This window comes from Bartonella sp. AA168HLJHH (genome assembly GCF_042197365.1).
Classification (GTDB): domain Bacteria; phylum Pseudomonadota; class Alphaproteobacteria; order Rhizobiales; family Rhizobiaceae; genus Bartonella.
Genome location: NZ_JBHIRS010000042.1, coordinates 1 through 4356, shown reverse-complemented (window position 1 = coordinate 4356; position 4356 = coordinate 1). Strand labels below are relative to the sequence as shown.

General features: G+C 40.2%; 7 protein-coding genes and 2 pseudogenes. 2 read left to right on the top strand and 7 right to left on the bottom strand.

All coding sequences use genetic code 11. From position 1 onward, the window contains the following. Positions 1-255: pseudogene (locus ACFINM_RS09435) on the top strand (integrase); the annotation flags it as partial. A 201-nt stretch (positions 256-456) separates the two neighbouring features. Next, positions 457-657 carry an AlpA family transcriptional regulator gene (locus ACFINM_RS09430; RefSeq protein ID WP_004860538.1) on the top strand — a complete coding sequence of 67 codons (201 nt, stop codon included), beginning with the start codon at positions 457-459 and terminating at the stop codon, positions 655-657. Between the two features lie 103 nt (positions 658-760). On the opposite strand, the gene ACFINM_RS09425 is transcribed toward ACFINM_RS09430, so the two are convergent. The 7 genes and pseudogenes from ACFINM_RS09425 to ACFINM_RS09395 form a co-directional block, all read right to left on the bottom strand. Further along, complete coding sequence (locus ACFINM_RS09425) at positions 761-1162, bottom strand: hypothetical protein (RefSeq protein ID WP_375641245.1); 402 nt, start codon at positions 1160-1162, stop codon at positions 761-763. A 179-nt stretch (positions 1163-1341) separates the two neighbouring features. Continuing rightward, a complete protein-coding gene (locus tag ACFINM_RS09420; RefSeq protein ID WP_375641243.1) occupies positions 1342-1743 on the bottom strand; it encodes a hypothetical protein in 402 nt (133 codons plus the stop codon). After that, positions 1740-2504: a filamentous hemagglutinin gene (locus ACFINM_RS09415; RefSeq protein ID WP_375641241.1), complete on the bottom strand. Its 765-nt coding sequence runs from the start codon at positions 2502-2504 to the stop codon at positions 1740-1742. The genes ACFINM_RS09420 and ACFINM_RS09415 overlap by 4 nt, the downstream gene beginning before the upstream one ends. A 12-nt stretch (positions 2505-2516) precedes the next feature. Then, positions 2517-2921 carry a hypothetical protein gene (locus tag ACFINM_RS09410; RefSeq protein WP_375641239.1) on the bottom strand — a complete coding sequence of 135 codons (405 nt, stop codon included), beginning with the start codon at positions 2919-2921 and terminating at the stop codon, positions 2517-2519. Further along, positions 2918-3655 (bottom strand): filamentous hemagglutinin, encoded by a 738-nt coding sequence (locus tag ACFINM_RS09405; protein ID WP_375641237.1) that lies wholly within the window; start codon positions 3653-3655, stop codon positions 2918-2920. Before ACFINM_RS09405 ends, ACFINM_RS09410 begins: the two co-directional genes overlap by 4 nt. 34 nt (positions 3656-3689) lie before the next feature. Continuing rightward, positions 3690-4091, bottom strand: coding sequence for a hypothetical protein (locus ACFINM_RS09400; RefSeq protein WP_273791508.1), 402 nt, complete (start codon positions 4089-4091; stop codon positions 3690-3692). Continuing rightward, positions 4088-4356: pseudogene (locus ACFINM_RS09395) on the bottom strand (hypothetical protein); the annotation flags it as partial. The gene ACFINM_RS09400 and the pseudogene ACFINM_RS09395, both read right to left, overlap by 4 nt.

Genomic DNA, 4356 nt, shown 5'->3' with positions numbered 1-4356 from the left:
CGCGGTCCCCTCGCTGAGAAGTGTATGGCTCAATATATGAGAGACAATAAACTTGAAGCCTGCCCGCATGGTTTTCGCTCTAGTTTACGCGATTGGCTTGCTGAAACAACCGATGCCCCCTATGAGGTCGCTGAAACTATTCTAAGTCATACAGTTGGCGGCAAAGTAGAGCGCTCCTATCGTCGTACTGACTATCTAGAACAGCGCCGCGTTTATATGGATAAATGGGCGGCTTATGTCACTGGTCAATCTTAAGATATGGGGTGAATAACCCCATTATCTGTGGATAACTTTCTCTCTCTTCTCTCTCATTCTTTCTCAATAAGATTCATCACGTATCACATCAGAAATTGTATAATAAAATATTGTTTTCTATGAATAAAACATCTTTCTAAATGAACCAAAATGTGGTTAATAAATGATTATGATTTGTTTTTATAGTGAAAGGATTTTAGAATGACAGAAAATGATATTCTTTTAACAGACCGTGAAAGTGCAAAATTGCTTCATATGAGTGTCTCAACTTTCCGCCGTCATGTAACCAATGGCTCTTTGCCAAAACCTTTAAAATTTGGTTTTTTATCGCGTTGGTTACAATCAGATCTTATCAATGTCATTGAGCAAGCAAAACAGCAACGTTATAATGACGCGGCATAAAAAGAAAGCCTTGTCACGTAAGAACGGACAAGGCTTTCTCAAGCTCATCAAACCTGGTGCTTTATTTGGTGTAAATTCAAGGCTTTCTCTGCTGAAGCAAGACTTAAGGCTGGCATTCAAGTTGTTCTGAATGTTTTTTACAATAAGGGCTATTTAAGCGTCTCTCAACACTTCGCTGAGGCGTGATAGAACCACTAAGAGGATACACCGGAATCCTATCATCTTGACAATTTTCACACCACTTTCCATTTTCACTTCTATAGTGGAAGCCAGATTGAAGCATACAAGTATGAATTATTGCCCATTCACCGAAACCTAATCCACTATTTTCTGTATCGACATTATAAGGAGTTGGCTTACCACACTCTAACAATGCTTTTGCTACTTCAGTAGAATCTGCATCTGGCTTTTGCCATATAACAAAGTATTTTGAAGGAGGCTTTGAGTCACATCCAGCGATACTTAACAAAGCCATGCAACTCAACAGTTTTAAGATTTTCTTCATTTTTCCCCTCTTTCAATGGATTTATTTACGATAAAACAGAGCTCATAAACCTGTTGATATTTCCTGTCACCGCTGCTTAAAACAACGGTGAACAATATTGAGATGATTGGTTGAGAAAACAATCCCACCATTCCAAGCGAAGGCAAGGATGGCGGATTGTTGATCATCACTAGCAAGACTTAAGGTTTGCATTCAGGTGCATTTTTATATTTTTTACAAAAAGGGCTGTTTAAGCGCTTCTTGACACTGCGCTGTGGAACAACAGCGCCTGGACGACAAATGGGCAAGTTTTCGGCTTTATGGTTTACACACCACCCCCCCCTTTCATCTTTATAGCGGAATCCTGATTGAACCATACAAGCATGAATTGTTGCTATTGCATTATTACTGAGCTTGCTGCTTTCTGGATCCTTATCATAAGGGGTTGGCATACCACATTCTAACAAGCCTTTTCCTACCTCAGTAAAATCTGCTCCCGGTTTCTCCCAAGCAGTCAAATATCCTGAAGGAGGCTTATTAAACTGACATCCAGCTATACTTAACAAAGTTACAGCACTTAATAATTTTACGATGTGTTTCATTTTTTACTCCATGATTTACTTAAAGGAAATTGTTCACGATGAGATGAACCATAATCATATCTACATTTATAACCCACATCTCCAAGACAGGTATGGGAGCTTATGGGATTCATGATCACTCTCCACCATTCTGTCCACCAGTTACTACCAGCAGATATTGTCTCATAAGCATAGCCATTGCCACCAATCAATCTGCTTACAACGTCAAATCTATGCCCATAAAAACCAATAGTGGTTTGTTTGCCACCACTCACATAACCTAACAAACCGGATGCCGCCAAAACATTAGCCGCTGGTCCATGGAAACTGATCGTTGTATTGCCTGCTACATCATTTACACCTTCTTGTTTGAAAGAATTCATCATATTAAAGCCTGTCAAACTGCCACGACTATGGGCATCAAAATGCAATCCCGTGTTACCATAGCTATACATCAAATCTTTTGCTTCTTGTGTGGAATTGGTCAAACCCCAAAAGTTATTTTCCATAAACTTCTGATAGCCCGCGACTAGAAGTTCTGAGATAGCAGAATCGGCTTCTGGGAACACAACAAAATAAAGCGGTTCATTTTTATCCTTCGCATGTTGAACCGCATAAACAACGGCTTCCTCTGGTGGAGTAAAGATGCCATTAAAGGACACATGCACCTTGCCATCAGCACCCTCTTGTAAATGCTGCTTTTCTTCATCCGTTAAATAATGTGCGTGAGGAAACAATCGCGCCATTCCAAGTGAAGGCAAGGATGGCAGATTGTTGATCATCACAAGAAAGACTTAAGGATAGCATTCATATTGTTCTGGATGATTTTTACAAAACGGGCTGTTTAAGCGCTTCTTGACACTGCGCTGTGGAACAACAGCACCTGGACGACAAATCGGGAGATTTTCGGCTTTATGGTTTACACACCATCCCCCCCTTTCATCTTTATAGCGGAATCCTGATTGAACCATACAAGCATGAATTGTTGCTATTGCATTGTTGCTTAAATTTCTGTTTTCTGGAAATACATCATAAGGAGCTGGCATACCACATTCTAATAAGGCTTTTCCTATTTCAGTAAAATCAGTAACACCATTTTTCTCCCACGCGCTCAAATACCCCCCAGGAGTTTTATTAAACTGACATCCTGCAATACCTAACAAAGTTACAGCACTTAATAATTTTAAGGTTTGTTTCATTTTTTACTCCATGATTTACTTGAAGGAACTTGTTCACGATGAGATGAGCCATAACGCACGTTACACTTATCGCCCGCGTCTCCAAGACAGGTATGGGAACTTATGGGATTTGTAGCCACTCTCAACCATTCTGTCCAAACGTTACTGCCAGCAGGGAGTGTCCCGTAGGTATAGCCATTGCCGCCAATAATTCTGCTTACAAAGTCATATCTATTCCCATCAAAACCAATAGTGGTTTGTTTGCCATCACTCACATAACCTAACAGACCGGCTGCAACTAAAACATTAAAGGCTGGTCCATAGAGATTGATAGTCGTGTTTTCGTTGGCTATACCGTGAACACCTTCTTGTTTGAAAGAATTCAGCATATTCCCCAATGTCATTGTCCCGCGACTATGTCCATAAAGTTCTAATCCTGTAAGACCATAGCTATACATCAAATCTTTTGCTTCTTGTGTTGAATTGGTCAAACCCCAAAAGTTATTTTCCATAAACTTCTGATAGCCCGCGACTAGAAGTTCTGAGATAGCAGAATCAGCTTCTGGGAACACAACAAAATAAAGCGGTTCATTTTTATTCTCCGCATGTTGAACCGCATAAACAGCCGCCTCATAGGGTGGGGTAAAAATGCCATTGAGGGACACATGCACCTTGCCATCAAAACCAGCTTGTAAATGCTGCTTTTCTTCATCCGTTAAATAATGGAAAGTGAGGAAACAATCACGCCATTCCAAGCAAAGGCAAGGATGGCGGATTGTTGATCATCACTTAAGATTGGCATTCATCCGCATTTTTATATTTTTTACAAAAAGGGCTGTTTAAGCGCTTTTCAACACTTCGTTTCGGAATGACCGCGCCTGGTCGACAAATCGGAAGGTTTTCCCTCCAATGATTCACACACCAAGATGGACCGCCATATCTGTCACGGAATCCTGCTTGAATCATACAAGCATAAATTGTTGCATTATCATTATTGCTGAGCTTTTGATTTTCAGCCTCAAGATAATTAAGGTGTGGCATGCCACATTCTAGCAATGCTTTTCCTACCTCGGTAAAGTCTGCTCCTGGCTTGATCCACCCATATACTTCCCCTGGAGGAGATTTGTCCATATCACATCCAGTAATACTTAATAGAATGAGCAGGCTCAATAAGTTAAATCGTATTTTCATTTTTTGTTCCCTGTTCTCGTGGAATAAAATTTTATAAAATCAAATGAACCGTAATCATTTTTACACTTAGCACTTGCATCAGCATAACAATTATGGGTACTAGGATTATAGCCGATGATCGCTCCCCCCATCTCTCTGAGGGGTAGAATTAACGGATGTAATGAATCATATGGTTTGGAACGTACCCCATAAGCCGTAGGCCAATTGTAACCAATCACTGTACTAATGGGGTCTAACATATGACCTTGTATGTAGATATAATTTT

What these genes read in the sequence shown, in the direction of transcription:
- ACFINM_RS09430 (WP_004860538.1), top strand. Translation starts at nt 457, where the DNA reads ATGACAGAAAATGATATTCTTTTAACAGACCGTGAAAGTGCAAAATTG.
- ACFINM_RS09425 (WP_375641245.1), bottom strand. Translation starts at nt 1,162, where the DNA reads ATGAAGAAAATCTTAAAACTGTTGAGTTGCATGGCTTTGTTAAGTATC.
- ACFINM_RS09410 (WP_375641239.1), bottom strand. Translation starts at nt 2,921, where the DNA reads ATGAAACAAACCTTAAAATTATTAAGTGCTGTAACTTTGTTAGGTATT.
- ACFINM_RS09400 (WP_273791508.1), bottom strand. Translation starts at nt 4,091, where the DNA reads ATGAAAATACGATTTAACTTATTGAGCCTGCTCATTCTATTAAGTATT.
- ACFINM_RS09420 (WP_375641243.1), bottom strand. Translation starts at nt 1,743, where the DNA reads ATGAAACACATCGTAAAATTATTAAGTGCTGTAACTTTGTTAAGTATA.
- ACFINM_RS09415 (WP_375641241.1), bottom strand. Translation starts at nt 2,504, where the DNA reads ATGATCAACAATCTGCCATCCTTGCCTTCACTTGGAATGGCGCGATTG.